Here is an 18,860-nt window from a genome sequence, read left to right as displayed (position 1 = left end):
TTTGCTGACGATTTTGACGTTCTTAACAGCCAGGTTATATTCTAGTACAACCGGACGATGAAGCCGTTTCCGGGTACTATATTTACTCACATCTGTTACACTTTTATCTTTTTCTCTCAGTACTATATTTCACTATCAACAGTTCCACACTCAGCACATCCTGCAGTCTTCCGGTCTTCACTGCCTCCTCCGCATCAACAAAATCCTCTTCTGCCTGTTCAAGCTCCTCAACACTGTAAGCTCTCGCACAGGCCAGTATATTTCTTGCCACAAAAGACGGTACGCCAAGTCTGGTTGCAATTTCGTTCTGAGATGCCCCTTCCCCTGCCATTTTCTTTGCAAGGCACATCTGCCGGAATTGCTTCGACAGCAGGAACAGTATCCTCATCGGCGGCTCACGCAGCGTCAGAAGATCATTATACAGATCCAGTGCTCTCCTCTGATTTCGCTCCGTAACTGCACGAACCATATCGAAGATCTTATTCTCTGTCCGTGTTGTACAGATTTCCTCAATATCTTCTCTCGTTACAATATCCTGTCCCATGGTATATGTGATCAGCTTCTCCAGTTCCATACGGATATTTCCCATATCCGTACCGGTTTTTGTCAGAAAAAGTTCCATATCTCTGGTCGTGATCTTGCGTCCTTCTCTCGCCAGAATACCTGCTGCCCAGCGCATCAGTGTCTTTTCATCCTGCTTTGCAAACTCTACAATGCGGCCGCAGTTTTTCACCGCCTTATACATACGGCTTCGTTTATCTACCTCTTCTTCAACAAAAACCAGCCTCAGGTAATCCGGCAGCGTCTTCATATAATCTGCAAGTTCATCACATTTATTCTTAAAAAATCCGGAATTTTCCACAAGGACCACACGATGATCTGCAAAGAAAGGCATTGTCTCACAGAGGTCGATCATTTCACGCACCTCAATTCCTTTTCCTTCATATTTGGTAAAATTCATCGTATCATCATCCGGATTTAATGCATGAATCAGCTTTTCTTTGTACTGAATCTTCAGATACGCTTCCTCACCAAACAGAAGATATGCATTTTTGAATTTTCCTGTTTTAATGTCTTCCTGTAAATTTTTCACTTCCTGCGAAACCTCCTGAAAAATACCGTTTTCTGACGGAATGCCATCCACAGACAGCATTAATTATTCATTATCTGTTTAGTATAGACGATTTTGATTTTTTTCTCAATACCGTATCTCTGCTCACGGATGCACAAACGTATCCACCCATACCTCCTTACCATCGGTCTCTGCTGTCACAGCCCCTTCTTTCATTGTGTACCAAATCTTTGCCCCGGAATCTTCCAACCGTTCTATTGTCTCGCCAGACGGATGTCCATATGTATTTGTTGCCGAGCAGGAGACCACCGCAAGTTCCGGTCTCACCACATCCAGAAATTCCTGACAGGTGGAATATCTGGAGCCATGATGTCCCACTTTCAGAAAATCTACATCTTCCAGCTCCGGCAGAAGTTTTTTCTCCGTCTCTGTCCCGATATCACCGGTAAACAGCCCTTCAAAACCGCCATATGTCAGTTCCACGACCATACCGTCTTCATTCGCATCTGTTCCTGCAGTCCCTCTATCCGGTGAAAGGAATCGAAGAGAAGCTTTTCCAAGCGCAATTTGTTCCCCTTTTCTTCCCTTTTGTACATTCACGCCTGCTGCCTGCGCTTTATCCACCAATTGCTGATACGCATCGTCCGGTTGTGTCCATTCCGGTAAGATCAGGTTCTTCACCCTGACAGAAGTAAGATGTGTCCTCATATAATCAAACAGTTCCAGCACACCACTGATATGGTCATTATCCGTATGTGAGATCAAAATAGCATCAATCACTCCAATCCCCCGATTTTTAAGGAATGGCAGAATCTGATAGTGTGCAATATTCTTCTTGTTACTGCTGCCGCCATCGATCAGGAAATTCTGCCCCTGTGGAAGCTGAATAGAAATACAGTCTCCCTGTCCGATATCAAGACAGGTGATCTGCAGATTTCCAGACGGATGATAAATGAGGATTCCCAGTCCAAGTATCAGCATGATTCCTGATATACCTGACAGTAACTGATATTTTCTCAGCCATCCTTTTCCTTCCCCATGATTCTTTTCTTCCTGCATGAATGCATGATTTCCCGCCCTTTTTCCAGTTGCGCCATTCCATGTGACAGTTCCCCGACTCATTCCCAAAATTTCAACTCCCAAAAACAGCAATACATAATATCCGGCACATTGCCACAGCTTCGGACTTCCTGCGATCCATGTACAGAACGGAATTCCTGCTGCCAGTTCGCAGAGTTTCTCATACAGAAAAAGCAGCACTCTTCCAGGCAGCACCACATAAACTGCAGCACTGACCGATGCCATCCCAACCGCAACTGCTGCAATTCCACTGACCAGTACTACACTGACTGTCGGCAGCACCAGCAGGTTCAGAAAAAATCCAGCCAGCGAAATCTCTCCATAGATTCGCAGCATGATCGGAAAAGTCGTCATCTGCACAGCTATCGAAGATACCAGTGTTTTCATAACGGATGCCGCCAGACGATTCTCCACTCTAATGCATCCTGCCAATACCGGTGCCACTACACCAAGTCCGGCAACAGCCCCAAACGACAGCCAAAATCCACTGTTGTACAGATTTGCAGGTGCATCCAGAAGTAAAAGGACCGCCGACACTGCCAGCGCCGTCAGCAGATCATAGGTTCTTCCTGCGATTCTTGCACCAACCGCCACCAGAAACATGCCTACCGCCCGCATGGCAGAAACACTTTCCCCGGTAAGGATTCCATATTGCAGAAGAACACTGAGCACCACCATCCCGGCAGACACATTTCCAAATCCGGCTCTTTTCAGCAGATCAAAAAATCCAATCCCCAGTACACTGATGTGAAGTCCGGAAATTGCCAGTATATGAATGATCCCCGCCATCTGGTAACGAATCTTAACTTCATCTTCTAGGTTATCTTTCTCACCAAGCAGCATTGCTTCAAAAATACCGGCATCTTCCTTTGCCGCAATATCCAGCGTCTGCATTATCTTACTTTTCAGATTCTGCATAAACTGACCATATCTGGAATATTTGCTGCTCCATGCCAGAACCGCACCGTTTTTCATAAAATAGTAGATTTTCTGACAGGCGTAGAATTGCCTGGAATCAAATTCTCCAGGATTTCGTGGCTCAGGAATTTCTTCCAGTTTTCCCGAAATCTTAACAGTGGTTCCAATCGGGAACTCTTTATTCGATTTTAAAAATACTCTTAAATTTTTTATGGGAATTTGTTCTGATCCGACGATCAGACAGACATGTTTAAGATAGGCAGAAAGAGAATATTCCGTAGCCTGATATTGCTGCACCTCCCCGCAGATGACAGCTTCCGGATGTTTTTCAATATATAATTGTACAGATTCCGGCAAAGGATTTCCACTGATCCGTGCAAATCCCGCCAGATCCATCAACCATATACAAAACATCAGGATTAGGCATACAAGACACACCGGGCGTCTTTTCATAAGCCTTCCTTTCTGTATATAGAACACCGCAGGCTATTCCACCTGCGGCATTACTGCATCAGGACTACTTTGGTTCCTCGTCCTGTGCAATTAAATCTTCGTTTTTTTCATAAAATTTGTATAACGGCAGGCTATCCTGGAAGTTCCCCTCCGTACTTCCTTCAATAGATATCTGAACCCTGTCAACATCACAGGAATCTATAATAGAATTCACAACCGAGTAAATAGAGATATTTCCTCCTACTTCAGGTGTTTCATCACGAAAAGTACTGTTCATGTTAATATAGCAGATCCTGTCCGCTGTAATCACACTCAAAACCAGAGAACTGTCTGGTATTGTTGCATAATGCCCTTCTTCCATCGGTCCCTTCGCAAGCTGTTCAAGCACGACACGTTCTTTTGGAAGAGATCTTCGATAATATACATTTCTGGTTTCTTTCACCAGATTTTTTCCATTTTTATCCATAAAATACAGTGTAAAAGTATCATAACGATAGCTTTCTTTGTCTTTTCCGGTATATTGTGCAAATGTATCTGAAGTCATCTCTCCAACTTCCTGATTTCGCGAGTTGGTCAGCGGCTGACCTCCAACTGTAAACTGGACTTTATGAATATCCGGAATCTGCAAAAATGTCTGCACAACTCCGTCGCGTGTCATAACCTCCCGGATCTTGCTCATTTTTGAGTATTCTTTACTGAAGTCTATGACAAGCAGATCTTTCTGCACTTCATAAGAATTGATGGAAACATCTTCTGGAAGAAGGCTGATTTCCCCATCCGGTGCATCTTTGCTCCCAAGCTTCTGCATAAGATCTTTTACCATAAAATCTGCCGTCTCTTCTCCGGGTGAATATGGTTCTTCTCTGAGAACCGTCTCACTCTCGTTCAGATAATACAGATGGTACTTACTCTCATCCTGCGAATCCTTACTGCTTTTTGTCTCAATACTGCATCCGGCAAGTAAACTGCAAACCAGTGCTGCCAGAAGAAGTACTCTTATATATTTCTTCATCCGGCACCTCCTACGGAATATAAGATAACGGGACACGAACTGAGAATGTAGTTCCTTCCCCTTCTCTGCTGAATACTTTGATCACACCATGATGCATGGCAATCGTACTTCTTGTTATCGCAAGTCCAAGACCGGTTCCTCCGATCTCTCTGGAATGTGATTTGTCCACACGATAAAATCTCTCGAAAATACGGTCGATGGAATCCTCTGGGATACCCATACCGGAATCTGCTACCGTAACATAGAAAAACTTATGATCTGCGTCAAGTGACACACGTACCCAGCCATCATCTACATTGTATTTTATCGCATTTTCAACAAGGTTACTGATCGCAGATGTAAATTTCAGTTCATCCACATCCGCTTCCACAGGACGGAAACTGTCAAGGATCAGGTCAATATTGCGTTTGTCCGCGATCGGACGCAGACGTTTGAGAATATCCTCCAGAAGCTGATTGATATCCATATGACTGATCTGAAGATCTGCAGATTTCTTGTCCATTTTTACCAGAGTCAGAAGATCGGTAATAATACGGTTTTCCCTGTCAATCTCCGCTGTAATGTCACGCATAAATTCCTGATAAAGTTCTTCCGGAACTCCTTCCTGTCCGACAAGGGAATCTGCCAGAACCTTCATGGAAGTCATTGGTGTCTTCAGTTCATGCGACACATTGGAAACAAACTCTGATCTTGATTCATCCAGTACTTTCATACGTGCAAGCATCTTATTGAATGCATCCGTAATAAGCTCTGTTTCTGTATAATCCGGAACTGAAATCTCATCTTTCTGATATCCGTCAGTAAGATCTTCGATGGATTTAGTAACACTGGCCAGCGGTTTGACCAGAATCGTAGAAAGGCCATAGGCAAGCAATACAGACAATGCAACGATAATTCCTGTGAGCAGCATCGCCATCTGTTCCTGCTCTCCCACCGTTGCCATAATGTCACTGATTGAAATATTTACAAGCATGGCTCCCTGAATCTGCGGGACATCCGCGCTCTTTACGGGAATAGCCATTTCCAGCATCTGCCCGTATCTGCGGTAATTTGTGACTTCTCCGTTCTTAAAACACTTCACGACCTTTGGTGAGATCAGCGTCCGTCCTTCATCTACATGATAGGTATCTGCAACTACTTTCAGATCTCTGTCTACAATCACCATTCTTCCGCCATATACATTAGACAACAACTCCAGCTTGCTGTTCACAGACTGTGAGCTGGAGTCATTGAGATAATTTTCTTTGATGATCTGATTACACAGAATCGCACACTGTGTACTGACCTCACTTACCTTTACTTCAATTGCCTGTTTTTCATAATTACTGATCATGAGTTGTGTCACGATAGCACTTGGCACAATTCCCAGTATGAGCAGTATGACCAGTATCCGAAAACGCAGACTCTTAAAAAACTTTGTCTTTTTTTTCGTTACCATGGGTTATGCCTGGAAGTAATATCCTACGCCCCATTTGGTGTGTACATATTTAGGCTCACTGGGATTAGCCTCGATTTTTTCACGAAGACGCCGAATATGTACATCAACGGTTCTGACATCTCCCGGATATTCATATCCCCAGACAATATTCAGAAGATTTTCACGACTGTATACCTTGTTCGGATTGAATACGAGAAGCTCCAGCACATCAAATTCCTTTGCTGTAAGATTAATTTCCTTGCCTGCAATAAATACACGGCGGCTCTCGCAGTCCAGTTTCAGATCGCCTGCTTCAATTGTCTTCGCCTTTTCCTTTTCTTCATGTTCAGAACGCGCACGACGCATGATTGCTTTGATTCTGGCCTTTACTTCAAGAATATTAAATGGTTTTGTAATATAGTCATCTGCCCCGTAGTCCAGTCCAAGGATCTTGTCCATGTCCTCACCTTTTGCAGTAAGCATGACGATCGGAACATTGGAGAATTCTCTGATCTGCTGGCAGACTTCCAGTCCATCCATCTTCGGAAGCATCAGGTCCAGAAGGATAATATCGTATTTATTCTCCTTTGCCTTCTCAACCGCTTCTTCTCCGTCATAAGCACAGTCAACTTCCATACCGTCCTGTTCCAGATTAAAACGGATTCCTTTTACGATCAGTTTCTCGTCATCAACTACTAAAACTTTCCTGCTCATTCTTTTCTCCTTATTTCACAGCTATTTTATCCTTTATCGCCGAAAACGTACTTTCTTTGATTCCCGGCACCTGCATGATCTCCTCAATACTGGAAAAGAAACCATGTTCCTCTCTGTACGTAAGAATTGCCTGTGCCTTGGCATCACCGATTCCTGACAGGCTCTTAAGAGCAGATGCATCTGCTGTGTTGATATTCACTACACCATTTGCATCTGTTGTCTCAGATCCCGGATCCGCCGGCTGTATTGCCGCAGGTAAAGCTCCCTCTTCCGCTTCTTCCTGCGTAGGTACATAAATCTGCTGTCCGTCACTGACCGGCTGTGCCTGATTCACGGCCGAAGCCGCTGCTTCCGGCAAAAATCCTCCAGCCGCCTCTATTGCCTGAAAAACCCGGCTGCTCCCATCCAGTTCATAAACTCCCGGATTCATTACTGCTCCGCAGACATCCACAAAAATCATTTCCGGCTCTGTCTCCACCGGCATCTCCGATAGCTCCGCTTCTGCTGATATTTTTGCTTCCGCCAGATCCTCTGTTGCATCATTCCCAGCCTGTGTATCATCCTGTGTTTCTGATTCTGATACAGTATCCTGTCCGTCCAGCATTATTTCTGTTTTGTTTTTCTGACATCCGCTCATTCCTGACAAACCTGCCAGAAAAAATATGCTCAATATCAGACTGTAAAAATTTACTTTCATGATCTCGGTTCACTTCCCTCCGTAGGATTACGGCAGACCTCCCCGATTCTCATACTTAACCATGTCTTATTTTAACGAATTCCCGGTAGATTTACAATAGGAAACTTTATTTATTCCTGTGCATGATAACTTTATTATTCCCATTTAAAAATCACAATGCCGGCAATCGCGATCAGCATTCCCAGAATCTTTCTCCACTCAAACGGTTGCTGCATTGTTCCAAACATTCCCAAAAGTTCAATTACATACGCCACGATCAACTGGGAAATGACGATCAGCATAGCTGCTTTTGCAGGCCCAAGTGCCCCCATGCTCTGAATAACAGTAATTGTAATAAATGCCCCGATCACTCCGCCAAGAAGCGTGTATTTATTATCTACCTGCCATAATGCCGAAACACTCTGTCTTCCTGTAAATATCCATGCCAGCACGCAGACCATAAATGCTGAGAGCTGCACCCATCCCGTTGATACCCATAAACTGGTCTGTTTCGTCACTTCTGTATTAAAAACACCCTGAATACTCATCAGCGCTCCCGAGATCAATGCCGTAAAAAATCCCCACATAATGCAACCTCCACTCAGCTCAGATGATTTTCCTGTAGCTGTCTGCAAATTTTATTATCAGCTTATGCAGAAAATCTGTTTTTTATACAGGGAACCACTTCAAAAAATCACTTCAATAATGCCTCTGCATTCTTGCTGCGAGATGCGCAGAAAAAATCCCGCAGCTTCATATGCCACGGGATCCTGGAAATGATATTTCTTTCACTATATCATGCATTATTTGATGCTTACGACTCTGTAACCTGCATCCTTGACGATTTTTCTAAGCTGTTCGTCATCAAGTTCGCGATCATAAGAAACGACTGCTTCGTTCTCAGAAAGATTTACTTTTGCAGCTGCTCCATCGATCTTATTGATTGCCTCTGTGACAGCCTTTACGCAATGTTCGCAGTGCATACCGGAAATTTTGAGAACCTTCTTTCCAAGTATCGGATTCTCAAGTTTTTTATTCGGAATATCGAGAACGATTTCTCCACCGCCGCCTCCACAGCATGGGCTTTCTCCTTTAAAATGTTTGATAGAACCTTTCAGTGCAAACCCAAGCAAAACAATTACGATCAGTACTATAATTATATCTACCACTATTTGTCACCTCTTCTGAATTCTTCGTCTTTTTTCTGTTCTCTCTTTTTCTTGAGCCACTGAAATCCCTGATAGAGCAGCATTCCTGCGATATAAATAACAATAACTGCTCCAAACATGTACATTGTAGATCCTGTTGAATTTCCCATATCAGTACCTCCGATTTCTAACGGTTCTTTTTATATGAAGACTGTGTAGTACTCTTATGAAAAGCAGCACCGCTGCATCCACCGCAGCTTCCACAGTTTCCACTGCATCCGGCACACCCCGTATGTTTACCTTCTTTGGTATTCTTTACACTTTTATAAATGATAAATGCACAATATCCAAGAATCAGAATCATTATAATAATATTTGCCAGCATTTCACTCATCCTCTCTTCATCAAGTACTGCCAGTCATCGGTTTCGAATCAAACAGAGGCCGGACACATCTCTGTATCCAGCCCCCTTATTATTACATTTTTTATTATGCCTGTACAGAACGTTTAGAATAAACTTTCTGATCTTTGTACGGGTCCGGTCTGAACAGCAGGAACAGCATTACAATAAGTACTACGAATCCTACTACAGTTCCGAAACCGAATGCTCCACCAGTTACAAAGGAACCGATCTGATAGAAGCAGAGGCAAACAACGTAAGCAAAGATGTTCTGGAAAAGAATTGCGAACCAGAACCATTTTCTGCTGTTCATTTCTTTTGCCATTGTTGCGATAGCTGCAAGGCAAGGAGAATCAAGAAGGTTGAACATCAGGAAGGAGAAAGCTGCGATTCCTGTCGGGAACCAGCTTGCAACACCTGCTGCAACGTTTACTGCATCTTCTGTATCACCAGATACATTTGCCAGAACACCCATTGTAGATACAATTGCTTCTTTTGCTGAGAAACCGGAAATAGAAGCTGCTACTGGCTGCCATTCACCAAATCCAAGTGGAGCAAAGATCGGAGCAATTGCACCACCGATGATAGCCATAAGACTGTCTGCACTGTCTTCTACCATACCAAATCCGCCATCTGTGAATCCAAATCCACTGAGGAACCACATTACTACGCAGGCAAGGAACAGGATCGTACCAGCTTTGATGATGAAGCCTTTCAGCCTTTCCCATACATGAAGGAGAACTGTTTTAACCTGCGGAATATGATACTGTGGAAGCTCCATTACGAACGGAGCCGGTTTACCGGAGAACGGTTTTGTCTTCTTAAGAATGATTGCTGCTACAAGCACAGCTACGATTCCGATGAAGTACATCAGAGGAGCGATAAAGGAGCTCTCTGCATATCCTGCAGTTTCACCAGCGATTACACCACCCATAAGAGCGATAACCGGAAGTTTGGCACCACAAGGAATAAATGTTGCTGTCATAATAGTAAGACGTCTGTCATTGTCCTGTTCGATGGTCTTGGAAGCCATGATTCCAGGGATACCGCATCCTGAAGAAATCAGAAGCGGAATGAAGCTCTTACCGGAAAGTCCGAAGTGACGGAATACACGGTCCATAACGAATGCAATACGTACCATGTAACCACAGTCTTCAAGGATGGACAGGAACAGGAACAGAATTGCCATCTGAGGAACGAATCCAAGTACTGCACCAAGACCACCGATGATACCATCAACTACAAGTCCCATTACCAGGTCACCGGCACCGATGCTGGTAAGGATGTTTGTAAAGAAGTCCTGAATAGCTACTACAAATACATCATTTGTCCAGTCTGTTACGAATGTTCCGACGGTTGAATGAAAAAGTAACTTCCACCATACATTGGCACAGGTAAAATAAGACCTTTTTGCAGGACTAACATCCATATAGTTCTGGATTATTCGTAAAAATTAACATATAATAAGGGCAGAAAACAAAGCTTTTTCTGGAAGATGGGCATGATTTTGGGACCACTGAAAGTACTTTTGAAAAATTAACTTCCACCGGCCTGATTATGAAACCAGCACCGGAAATGGATCTTGCAGTTACTTTTTCAAGAGTGATGGTTTAAGGATCACCTGGTTGGCGGGAATCCTTTCCAGCTGGCAGAGGTCCAGCAGTTTTCTGTCTATCAGCAGCAGAGCCAGTTCAAACGGGGTGCAGCCGTTTAAACTGGCTCTTGCTACGCTATTGATGTGGTTGGTGATCAGAGTTACCTGCTCCTGGTCCAAGCCTGCGAATGTCGTACCTTTGGGGATAATATAACGGATGAATTCATGATTTTTTTCCAGACGTCCCTTCTGCCAGGAAGCCATGGGATCGCAGTAAAAGACACGGGATAGAAGTTCACCTTCAGGCCGTTCAAAAATAGCTGGATCTTTGAATGAGGCACCATTGTCTGTAAGAATGACCGGAAAGAGTTTTCGATATAGCTCTGCTCCCAGATGGGTATATATTCGCTGAAACACATCTTGTACGTTGTCCTTCCTGTCAGCCTCCATAAGAAAAATAAGCATAAGGCTACAATTACGGAAAAGCATGGTCAACAGTACTTGTTCTGATTTTCCCCCGGCACCTTCCACCACATCTAATTCCACCACATTTGTATCTGGAAACTTTTCCAGATATCTCTCAAAATCCTGATAGGATCTGTCTTTTCTATATCCAGTGTTGTCAGGTTCTCTGCGGACCTGCCGACGTTTTTTGTAGCGGACCTTCCGGGGAAGGTCGAGGTTGATTGCAGTGAAGTATCCCTGGTCTATATAGTTGTAGAGGGTCCTTATAGAACAAGGGACGGATTCCTGATTAGAAGCAAAGATATGGGACAAAGGCTGTCCCTGCAGAAGCAGAGGGGAAACCAGACGGTCCAGCTGTTCCAGGGACTCAGGAGTCTGGTTAATCCCAGACCGTGAAGAAGATTTTGTTTCACTGTAAATATCGTTGGCATAATTGGCCCTGTAGAAATAGAAGTCGTGGGAACAGTTGCGTATCTGAGGGCAGTCATTACACACGTAGGGGGGCTTTTTTAACTTTTCGCAGAGTCTGGGAGTAAAGTCAGGACAATACATGGAACAGCGCTTAGGGCGGCATTTCCAGCATAAGGAATTACAAGTCTGATTCCCGCAGATATGCTGCTTTACACAGTTCTGAAAATGCTCGCATTCTGAGCGCTTCCGCTGGGTTTCGTTTTGAAAATGAGGAACCCGGAAAAGGTGACGCCGAATCTCCTTGGAAATGGTAGAAGAATCCTTGTTGATTCTGCAGGCAATCTGCGTGAAATTTTCCCCACGGCTGATACCATGTTCAATGGCAGCACGATCAGCAAGGGTAAGGTGTTTTTTGTTTCCAGTAGCTTTAGTAGACATAAATGAATCCTCCTATACAATAAAAATATCCCATTTCCGGTAGTTGGAGGATATGACCAGGGAGGAGCCCTGGTATTTCTTATAGAATAAACGATTGCAAGACTAACTTCCACCCCCAGTTCCTAATGTAGAGCAAAACAGACTAAAGGTGGAAGTTAGTTTTTCATTTAAGGCGAATGTTCCGACTGTTGTTACGGACACATAATATACAAGCCACATGATTGCGATAAAGATCGGGATACCAAGAATACGGTTGGTAACGATACGGTCGATCTTATCGGATACAGTCAGTTTATCTTTTGCTTTTTTAACCGTCGTATTAACGATTTTCTGGATGAATTTGTATCTTTCGTCTGTTACGATACTTTCCATGTCATCGTCATGCTGTTTTTCAAGTTCCTGACGTTTTGTATCAACCAGAGACTGTCCGGAAGCAGAAAGCTTCATAGCCTCTTTTACTTTTTCATCATTCTCAAGGAACTTAACCGCATACCATCTCTTCTTATCATCTGTAACAGATGTAGGAAGAACACCTTTTACTTCATCGATAGCTGCTTCCATATCTTTGGAGAAGATTTCTTTTGGAAGATCAACTTTGCTGCTCTTTGCAACTTTGACAGCCTCGTCGATCAGTTTGTCAAGGCCTTCCCCTTTCAGCGCAGATGTCTCAATGATCGGGCAGTCAAGCAACATGGAAAGACGCTTGGTGTCAATCTTGATTCCTCTTTTTTCAAGAAGATCAGCCATGTTCAGTGCAATAACAACCGGAACACCTGTCTCGATCAGCTGAGTGGTCAGATACAGGTTACGCTCGATATTTGTTGCATCGACAAGGTCAATGATCACATCTGGATTCTCTTTGAGGACATAGTCACGGCTGACTACTTCTTCCAGTGTGTATGGTGAAAGGGAATAAATACCAGGAAGGTCCGTCACGATAATGTCTTCGCCCTTTCCTTTCTTTCCCTTTAATTTACCTTCTTTTTTCTCTACAGTAACTCCCGGCCAGTTTCCTACGTACTGGTTAGCGCCCGTTAATGCGTTGAACATTGTTGTTTTACCACAGTTCGGGTTGCCGGCAAGTGCAATCTTAATTGCCATTTTTTCTTACCTCCTTAATCCCTCTTATTGTAACTGCGTTCTTCTCCACAGTTGCATTTTTCATAATAGTTCTTACAGAACACTACAACGTACTTACTTTACCTGTACGCACTGAGCATCGTTCTTTCTTACAGATAACTCATAACCTCTAACAGTGATCTCTACAGGGTCTCCAAGCGGAGCAACTTTTCTGATATACAGTTCGCTTCCTTTTGTGATTCCCATGTCCATGATACGACGTTTGTACGCGCTGTCTCCTTCAATCTTTGTTACAACAACGGTACTTCCAACTTTTGCATCACCTAAAGTCATCGTTCTGTCTCCTTTCCGTTATAAAATTTATATAAATATGTGCTTTGCCATATCTGAATTAACTGCTACACGTGCATCTTTGATGTTCACGATCACATTTCCGCCGATTGCAGAAACGATACTCACTTCAGCCTCATTGACAAATCCAAGATTCGCCAGAAAACGTCTTGTTTCTTCGTTTCCACCTATTTTCTGAATCTTACATTTTTCTCCGATTCCAGCCATTGTGATAGGCATCATATGTATCAGCTCACTTTCTTTTATAGTCTTTATTGAGAATTATTTTCTTTATCAAAAAAAGTTCACAGTTAAACACCATTTACTTTTTCTTACATGGGTTAGTATATGCTAACGTTTGTGAGCTGTCAAGTACTTTTTTTCGTTTAATAAAACTATCATTTGTTATGTATAACTTCAATCCGTTATTTCAAACTTATATTTGTAGTATATAACCAATGTTTGGCTCAAGGAACTTCTGCATCTCTGAATTTTATCGGTTTTATATGTTACTGTTCACAGTAACTTTTATACAATTATTTATAAGTGTATTTATGCATTTTTGTTGTCCCTGGCTATAAAATATGATATTATAGAAATACTATAAATTTGAGTGAAAATCTTAAATTTTAAAGCAATTAAATGAGAAATGAGAAATCATTTTCCATTAGATCATGAACAGAAATTGGGGTGTAATGGATGCATACAAACGAATCCGCCGAAAACTATCTTGAAACAATTCTTATCTTAAGCAAGTCACATCCTGTCGTGCGTTCTGTAGATGTTGCCGCTGAGCTTGGTTTCAAAAAATCCAGCGTCAGCGTCGCAATGAAGAAGCTCCGCGAGACAGATCAGATCACTGTATCTCCGGAAGGATATCTTTATCTGACAGAATCCGGTCTTGCTACCGCAGAGAAAATCTACGAGCGTCATCTTTTCCTTTCCGAGTGGCTTGAGAAGCTTGGCGTTAATCCGGTTGTTGCAGCAAGCGATGCATGCAAGATCGAACATGTGATCAGCAGCGAAAGTTTTGCAGCGATCAAGAAACATATTGATCTCGACAGTATGAAATAATCATTATGAAGTGAATGGTACAGAACTGTACAGAATTTAAGAATTTTTCAGAACAGGCAAGAGCCCGGCATTAAGCCAGGCTCTTTTCTAATTTCTCGATCATTTCATCGATATGTTCTTTTGTGATAACAAGCGGAGGAACGAGGCGAAGCACATCACTCCCTGCCGAGATCACAAGAAGTCCATTCGCAAGTGCTTTTGTTACAACACTTCCAACTGTCGTACCTTCGATCACCAGTCCCTGCATAAAACCTTTTCCACGACGCGCTGTAACAATCGGGCATTTATCCACAAGTGCATCCAGTTTTTCCTCAAGATATGGTGTAAGTTCCTGCACATGTGCAAGAATGTTATCCTGTTCAAAGATATCAAATACCTTGCTGACTGCTGCACATACGAAAGGATTTCCACCATAAGTTGTACCATGGTCTCCCGGCACCAGAGACGCTGCTGCTGCTTTTTCACCAAGAACGAAAGCTCCAACCGGAACACCGCACCCAAGTGCTTTGGCGCACGTCATCACGTCTGGCTGTACACCATAAGACTGCCATGCAAAATAATATCCAGTTCGTCCCATGCCGCACTGAATCTCATCAAAGATCAGAATAATGTCCTTTTCGTCGCAAAGTGCGCGAAGACCCTCCAGGAATTCCTTCTGAGCCGGATAAATTCCTCCTTCACCCTGTACGACTTCTGTAATGACTGCACAGGTTTTATCTGTAATCTGTGCCTTCACACTCTCCAGATCATTGAAGTCTGCAAACTTCACACCGCCGATCAGTGGTTCAAATGGCTCTCTGTAATGTTCTGTTCCTGTTACAGAAAGAGCTCCCATGCTTCTGCCATGGAAGGAATGATTCATCGCGATAATCTCAAATCTTCCTGCTTCTTTGCCATATTTGGTATAAGAATATTTACGTGCAGCCTTGAGAGCGCCCTCAATTGCCTCTGTACCACTGTTTGTAAAGAATGCTTTACTGAGTCCACTGGCTTTGATCAGTTTCTCTCCCGCTTCACTCATTGGTTCATTGTAATAGAGATTTGAAATATGTGTCAGCTTGTCGATCTGACTCTTGAGTGCGTCATCATATCCCGGATAATGATATCCCAGTGCATTTACTGCAATTCCGGCAGCAAAATCAAGATATTTTTTGCCTTCTGTGTCATAGAGGTAGCATCCCTCTCCATGGTCAAACATGACCGGAAAACGGTTATATGTATGCAGAATGCTTTCTTCTGCATGATTCATCTGTTCATTCATGCTCATCGTAGTATTTCTCCCCGTCCTCTCTCAAAATAGCAGTACCGATACCTTTATTTGTAAAGATTTCCAGAAGAAGGCTGTGTGGAATGCGTCCATCCAGAATATGTACTCTGTTTACCCCTTCTTCGATCGCATCGATACAATTCTGCAGTTTCGGAATCATTCCGCCTCCTACATAACCTTCGCTGATCAGTTTTTCTGCTTCATGTACATGCAGCTCAGAAATCAGTGTGTTCGGATCATCTTTGTCTTTGTATACCCCTTCAATATCAGAGAGGAATACAAGTTTTTCTGCATGTACTGCTTCTGCGATCGCACATGCTGCATCATCTGCATTGATATTATAAGAATCAAAGTTTGTGTCATAACCAATCGGAAATACGATCGGAAGGAAATCTCTTTCCAGAAGATCCTGCAGAACCTTCGGATTTACTTTTTCGATATCACCAACATATCCAATATCCTCTCCATTGGAAAGTTTCTTGTGGCACTGAAGCAGTCCACCGTCTTTTCCGCTGATACCGACTGCCTGCACACCAAGAGATTCCACCAGAGTAACCAGTTCTTTATTTACCTTTGCAAGAACCATTTCTGCAATTTCCATGGTATCCTTGTCTGTTACGCGAAGGCCATTGATAAAACGCGGTTCCATGCCGACTTTGTTCACCCAGCGGCTAATTTCCTTACCACCGCCATGAACGATGATCGGTTTGAATCCGATCAGTTTCAGAAGAACAACATCTTTAATGACATTTGCCTTCAGTTCTTCATCCAGCATGGCACTTCCACCATATTTTACTACTACGATCTTACGATTAAAACGCTGTATATAAGGAAGAGCCTCAATAAGAGTCTCGGCCTTGTCCAGATATTTCTGATTTACCATTTTTATTTCTCCTCATTATATATTCTAAAACCTGTTATGACCTGTAATCCGCATTGATCTTAATATAATCATAAGTAAGGTCACAGCCCCATGCAGTTGCTGTACAGTCCCCCATCTTTACATCAGCGATTGCCGTCACTGCATCTTCAGAAAGGATCTTGGTTGCTTCTTCTTCACTGTAATCAACTGCCACACCATTTTCAATGATCTGAATCTTACCTGCTTTACTTTCAAAATACAGGTCTACTTTTTCCGGATCAAACTGTGCGCCTGAATATCCCATTGCACAGAGAATTCTTCCCCAGTTTGCATCATGTCCATAGATTGCAGCCTTTGTAAGAGAAGAAGTAACGATGGATTTACTTAAAGTTACTGCCTGTTCCTTACTCTCTGCTCCAATGATCCTGACCTCAAACAGTGCAGTTGCTCCCTCACCGTCACCGGCAATTTTCTTTGCAAGTGTGGTATTGATATAGTTCAAAGCCTCGCAGAATTTCTGATAATCTTCATTCTTCTCATTGATCTCCGGATTCTCCGCCATTCCATTTGCAAGTAAAAGAACAGTATCATTTGTAGAAGTATCACCATCAACGGATACCATGTTATACGTATCCTTAACATCCTGGCTTAATGCTTCCTGCAGAAGCTGTTTGGAAATGCACGCATCTGTAGTGACAAACCCAAGCATGGTACACATATTTGGATGGATCATTCCGGAACCTTTGCACATGCCGCCAATGGTAACTGTCTTTCCGCCGACTTCAATCTGTACTGCAACTTCTTTTTCCTTTGTATCTGTAGTCATGATTGCTTTTGCCGCTTCGTTTCCGGCTTCCAGAGTTCCCTGAAGCTTCGGTGCCATTGCTTTGACACCATCCGCCAGTTTCTGGATTGGAAGTTGCATACCGATAACACCTGTAGATGCTACCAGTACACTGTTTTCATCCACATTCAAAGTTTCCGCTGCTGCTTTTGCAGTGGCCCGGCAGTAACTAAATCCCTCTTCACCGGTACATGCATTGGCAATACCACTGTTACAGATGATCACCTGGGCACTCGGATGCTGATAAACAATCTCCTGATCCCATTTTACCGGTGCTGCCTTCACAATATTTGTCGTAAAAGTACCTGCTGCCACACACGGTTTCTCACTATATACCATTGCCATATCAGTTCTTCCCTGATATTTGATTCCCGCAGCTGTGGATGCCGCCTGAAAACCTTTTGCTGCTGTAACTCCACCTGTAATGATCTTCATAATATATTCCTCCTCGTCATATGGAATATCCCTGTGTTCTTGTTTCTTTACGGAAGCATCGGAATCTGATGAAGACCTTCCGCTTCATCGAAACCGAACATCAGGTTCATATTCTGTACTGCCTGTCCTGCTGCACCTTTTACAAGGTTGTCGATCGCACCCATCATAATGACACGTTTGGTTCTCGGGTCAATCTTGAAGTTGACATCTACGTAGTTGCTGCCCTCTACACATTTTGTCTGCGGGCATACATCCTTGTCGAGAACACGGATGAATGTTTCATCTGCATAATATTTATCATAAGCGGCTCTTACTTCTTCATAGGAAACTTCTTTCTTCAGAGAAGCATATGCAGTCACCAGAATTCCTCTGTTCATCGGGATCAGGTGTGGAGTAAAGTTGATCAGCACCTCCTGTCCGCATGCATAACCCAGCTGATCCTCGATCTCCGGTGTATGACGGTGAGTTGCTACACCATATGCCTTGATATTCTCATTTACTTCACAGTAAAGGTTCGGAACCTTTGCCCCTCTTCCTGCTCCTGATGTACCGGATTTTGCATCAATGATGATCGTATTCGGATCGATCAGTCCTTCTTTGAGAAGCGGATAGATTGATAATGTTGAACATGTCGGATAACATCCCGGATTGGCAATCAGTCTTGCTTTTTTAATGCCCTCACGATTGATCTCGCACAGTCCGTAAACAGCCTCATCAATAAACTGTGGAGCTTTGTGCTCGATGCCATACCATTTTTCATATTTCTTTACATCTTTAATACGGAAGTCTGCACTCAGGTCGATCACCTTGGCTTTGGAAAGGATCTCTTCATTTACAAGAGATGCACAAAGTCCCTGTGGTGTTGCGGTAAAAATCACATCCACCTCATCTGCAAGTGCAGCCATGTTGTCATCCATGCATTTTGCATCTATCAGTTTGAAAAAGTTCTGATAAACATCTGCATATTTCTGATCGATATAACTTCTTGAACCATACCACGCTACTTCTACTTCTTTATGTCCAAGGAGCAGTCTTGCAAGTTCATTTCCCGCATAACCAGTCGCTCCGATAATTCCTGCTTTGATCATTTTTCTCTCCTCCTGAAATCGGAATGTTCTCTCATAAGATGCAACAATTATACATCGTTTATGCATAATATGCAATACATAT

The 18,860-nt window shown here is 43.1% G+C and carries 18 protein-coding genes and 2 pseudogenes; 1 reads left to right on the top strand and 19 read right to left on the bottom strand.

The genetic code is table 11. The features are described 5' to 3' along the window. Window positions 1-103: 103 nt before the first annotated feature. The 15 genes and pseudogenes from holA to NQ503_RS03215 all read right to left on the bottom strand — a co-directional run bounded on the left by holA (window position 104) and on the right by NQ503_RS03215 (window position 13,448). A complete protein-coding gene (gene holA, locus NQ503_RS03285; RefSeq protein ID WP_044925759.1) occupies window positions 104-1,093 on the bottom strand; it encodes a DNA polymerase III subunit delta in 990 nt (329 codons plus the stop codon). A gap of 123 nt (window positions 1,094-1,216) precedes the next feature. After that, window positions 1,217-3,550, bottom strand: coding sequence for a ComEC/Rec2 family competence protein (locus NQ503_RS03280; RefSeq protein ID WP_330368435.1), 2,334 nt, complete (start codon window positions 3,548-3,550; stop codon window positions 1,217-1,219). A 37-nt stretch (window positions 3,551-3,587) separates the two neighbouring features. Beyond that, window positions 3,588-4,535, bottom strand: coding sequence for a GerMN domain-containing protein (locus NQ503_RS03275; RefSeq protein WP_055055683.1), 948 nt, complete (start codon window positions 4,533-4,535; stop codon window positions 3,588-3,590). A 10-nt stretch (window positions 4,536-4,545) separates the two neighbouring features. Continuing rightward, window positions 4,546-5,973 (bottom strand): sensor histidine kinase, encoded by a 1,428-nt coding sequence (locus tag NQ503_RS03270; protein WP_005425497.1) that lies wholly within the window; start codon window positions 5,971-5,973, stop codon window positions 4,546-4,548. 3 nt (window positions 5,974-5,976) lie between these two features. Then, entirely contained in the window at window positions 5,977-6,666 is a 690-nt protein-coding gene (locus tag NQ503_RS03265) for a response regulator transcription factor (RefSeq protein WP_005425500.1), read from the bottom strand. A gap of 10 nt (window positions 6,667-6,676) precedes the next feature. Beyond that, window positions 6,677-7,363, bottom strand: a complete 687-nt coding sequence (locus NQ503_RS03260) for a ComEA family DNA-binding protein (protein ID WP_005425502.1) — start codon at window positions 7,361-7,363, stop codon at window positions 6,677-6,679. Window positions 7,364-7,497: 134 nt separating this feature from the next. Beyond that, on the bottom strand, window positions 7,498-7,929 hold the full coding sequence (locus NQ503_RS03255) for a DMT family transporter (RefSeq protein ID WP_005425504.1): 432 nt from the start codon (window positions 7,927-7,929) through the stop codon (window positions 7,498-7,500). Between the two features lie 216 nt (window positions 7,930-8,145). Further along, window positions 8,146-8,511 (bottom strand): heavy-metal-associated domain-containing protein, encoded by a 366-nt coding sequence (locus NQ503_RS03250; protein ID WP_044925757.1) that lies wholly within the window; start codon window positions 8,509-8,511, stop codon window positions 8,146-8,148. Beyond that, window positions 8,511-8,660 (bottom strand): hypothetical protein, encoded by a 150-nt coding sequence (locus tag NQ503_RS03245; RefSeq protein WP_005425507.1) that lies wholly within the window; start codon window positions 8,658-8,660, stop codon window positions 8,511-8,513. Before NQ503_RS03245 ends, NQ503_RS03250 begins: the two co-directional genes overlap by 1 nt. A 17-nt stretch (window positions 8,661-8,677) precedes the next feature. After that, the gene (locus NQ503_RS03240; protein ID WP_022388450.1) at window positions 8,678-8,875 is read right to left on the bottom strand and encodes a FeoB-associated Cys-rich membrane protein; all 198 of its coding nucleotides are present in this window, start codon (window positions 8,873-8,875) and stop codon (window positions 8,678-8,680) included. Between the two features lie 103 nt (window positions 8,876-8,978). Next, window positions 8,979-10,250 (bottom strand): annotated as a pseudogene (locus NQ503_RS03235) (nucleoside recognition domain-containing protein); the annotation flags it as partial. Between the two features lie 228 nt (window positions 10,251-10,478). After that, window positions 10,479-11,798, bottom strand: a complete 1,320-nt coding sequence (locus tag NQ503_RS03230; RefSeq protein WP_009243531.1) for an IS30 family transposase — start codon at window positions 11,796-11,798, stop codon at window positions 10,479-10,481. Window positions 11,799-11,975: 177 nt separating this feature from the next. Next, a pseudogene (locus tag NQ503_RS03225) lies at window positions 11,976-12,899 on the bottom strand (FeoB small GTPase domain-containing protein); the annotation flags it as partial. Window positions 12,900-12,992: 93 nt separating this feature from the next. Further along, on the bottom strand, window positions 12,993-13,211 hold the full coding sequence (locus NQ503_RS03220) for a FeoA family protein (RefSeq protein ID WP_005424329.1): 219 nt from the start codon (window positions 13,209-13,211) through the stop codon (window positions 12,993-12,995). A 27-nt stretch (window positions 13,212-13,238) separates the two neighbouring features. Continuing rightward, entirely contained in the window at window positions 13,239-13,448 is a 210-nt protein-coding gene (locus NQ503_RS03215) for a FeoA family protein (RefSeq protein ID WP_044925470.1), read from the bottom strand. A 459-nt stretch (window positions 13,449-13,907) separates the two neighbouring features. Between NQ503_RS03215 and NQ503_RS03210 the strand changes: the two genes are divergently transcribed. Next, complete coding sequence (locus NQ503_RS03210) at window positions 13,908-14,282, top strand: metal-dependent transcriptional regulator (protein WP_005424327.1); 375 nt, start codon at window positions 13,908-13,910, stop codon at window positions 14,280-14,282. A 70-nt stretch (window positions 14,283-14,352) separates the two neighbouring features. On the opposite strand, the gene NQ503_RS03205 is transcribed toward NQ503_RS03210, so the two are convergent. Genes NQ503_RS03205 through argC form a run of 4 tightly spaced genes read right to left on the bottom strand, consistent with a single transcriptional unit; the run spans window position 14,353 to window position 18,778 of the window. After that, the gene (locus NQ503_RS03205) at window positions 14,353-15,549 is read right to left on the bottom strand and encodes an aspartate aminotransferase family protein (protein ID WP_044925469.1); all 1,197 of its coding nucleotides are present in this window, start codon (window positions 15,547-15,549) and stop codon (window positions 14,353-14,355) included. Next, window positions 15,536-16,432: an acetylglutamate kinase gene (argB, locus tag NQ503_RS03200; protein ID WP_005424325.1), complete on the bottom strand. Its 897-nt coding sequence runs from the start codon at window positions 16,430-16,432 to the stop codon at window positions 15,536-15,538. The genes NQ503_RS03205 and argB overlap by 14 nt, the downstream gene beginning before the upstream one ends. A gap of 34 nt (window positions 16,433-16,466) precedes the next feature. Next, complete coding sequence (gene argJ / locus NQ503_RS03195) at window positions 16,467-17,690, bottom strand: bifunctional glutamate N-acetyltransferase/amino-acid acetyltransferase ArgJ (protein WP_005424324.1); 1,224 nt, start codon at window positions 17,688-17,690, stop codon at window positions 16,467-16,469. Between the two features lie 47 nt (window positions 17,691-17,737). Further along, a complete protein-coding gene (argC, locus tag NQ503_RS03190) occupies window positions 17,738-18,778 on the bottom strand; it encodes an N-acetyl-gamma-glutamyl-phosphate reductase (RefSeq protein ID WP_044925466.1) in 1,041 nt (346 codons plus the stop codon). Window positions 18,779-18,860: the final 82 nt, after the last annotated feature.

Origin of the sequence: Blautia obeum ATCC 29174, from assembly GCF_025147765.1 — a bacterium.
Lineage (GTDB): Bacteria > Bacillota > Clostridia > Lachnospirales > Lachnospiraceae > Blautia_A > Blautia_A obeum.
The sequence above is the reverse complement of the archived record's forward strand: the minus strand, read 5'-3'. Positions and strand labels throughout refer to the sequence as shown.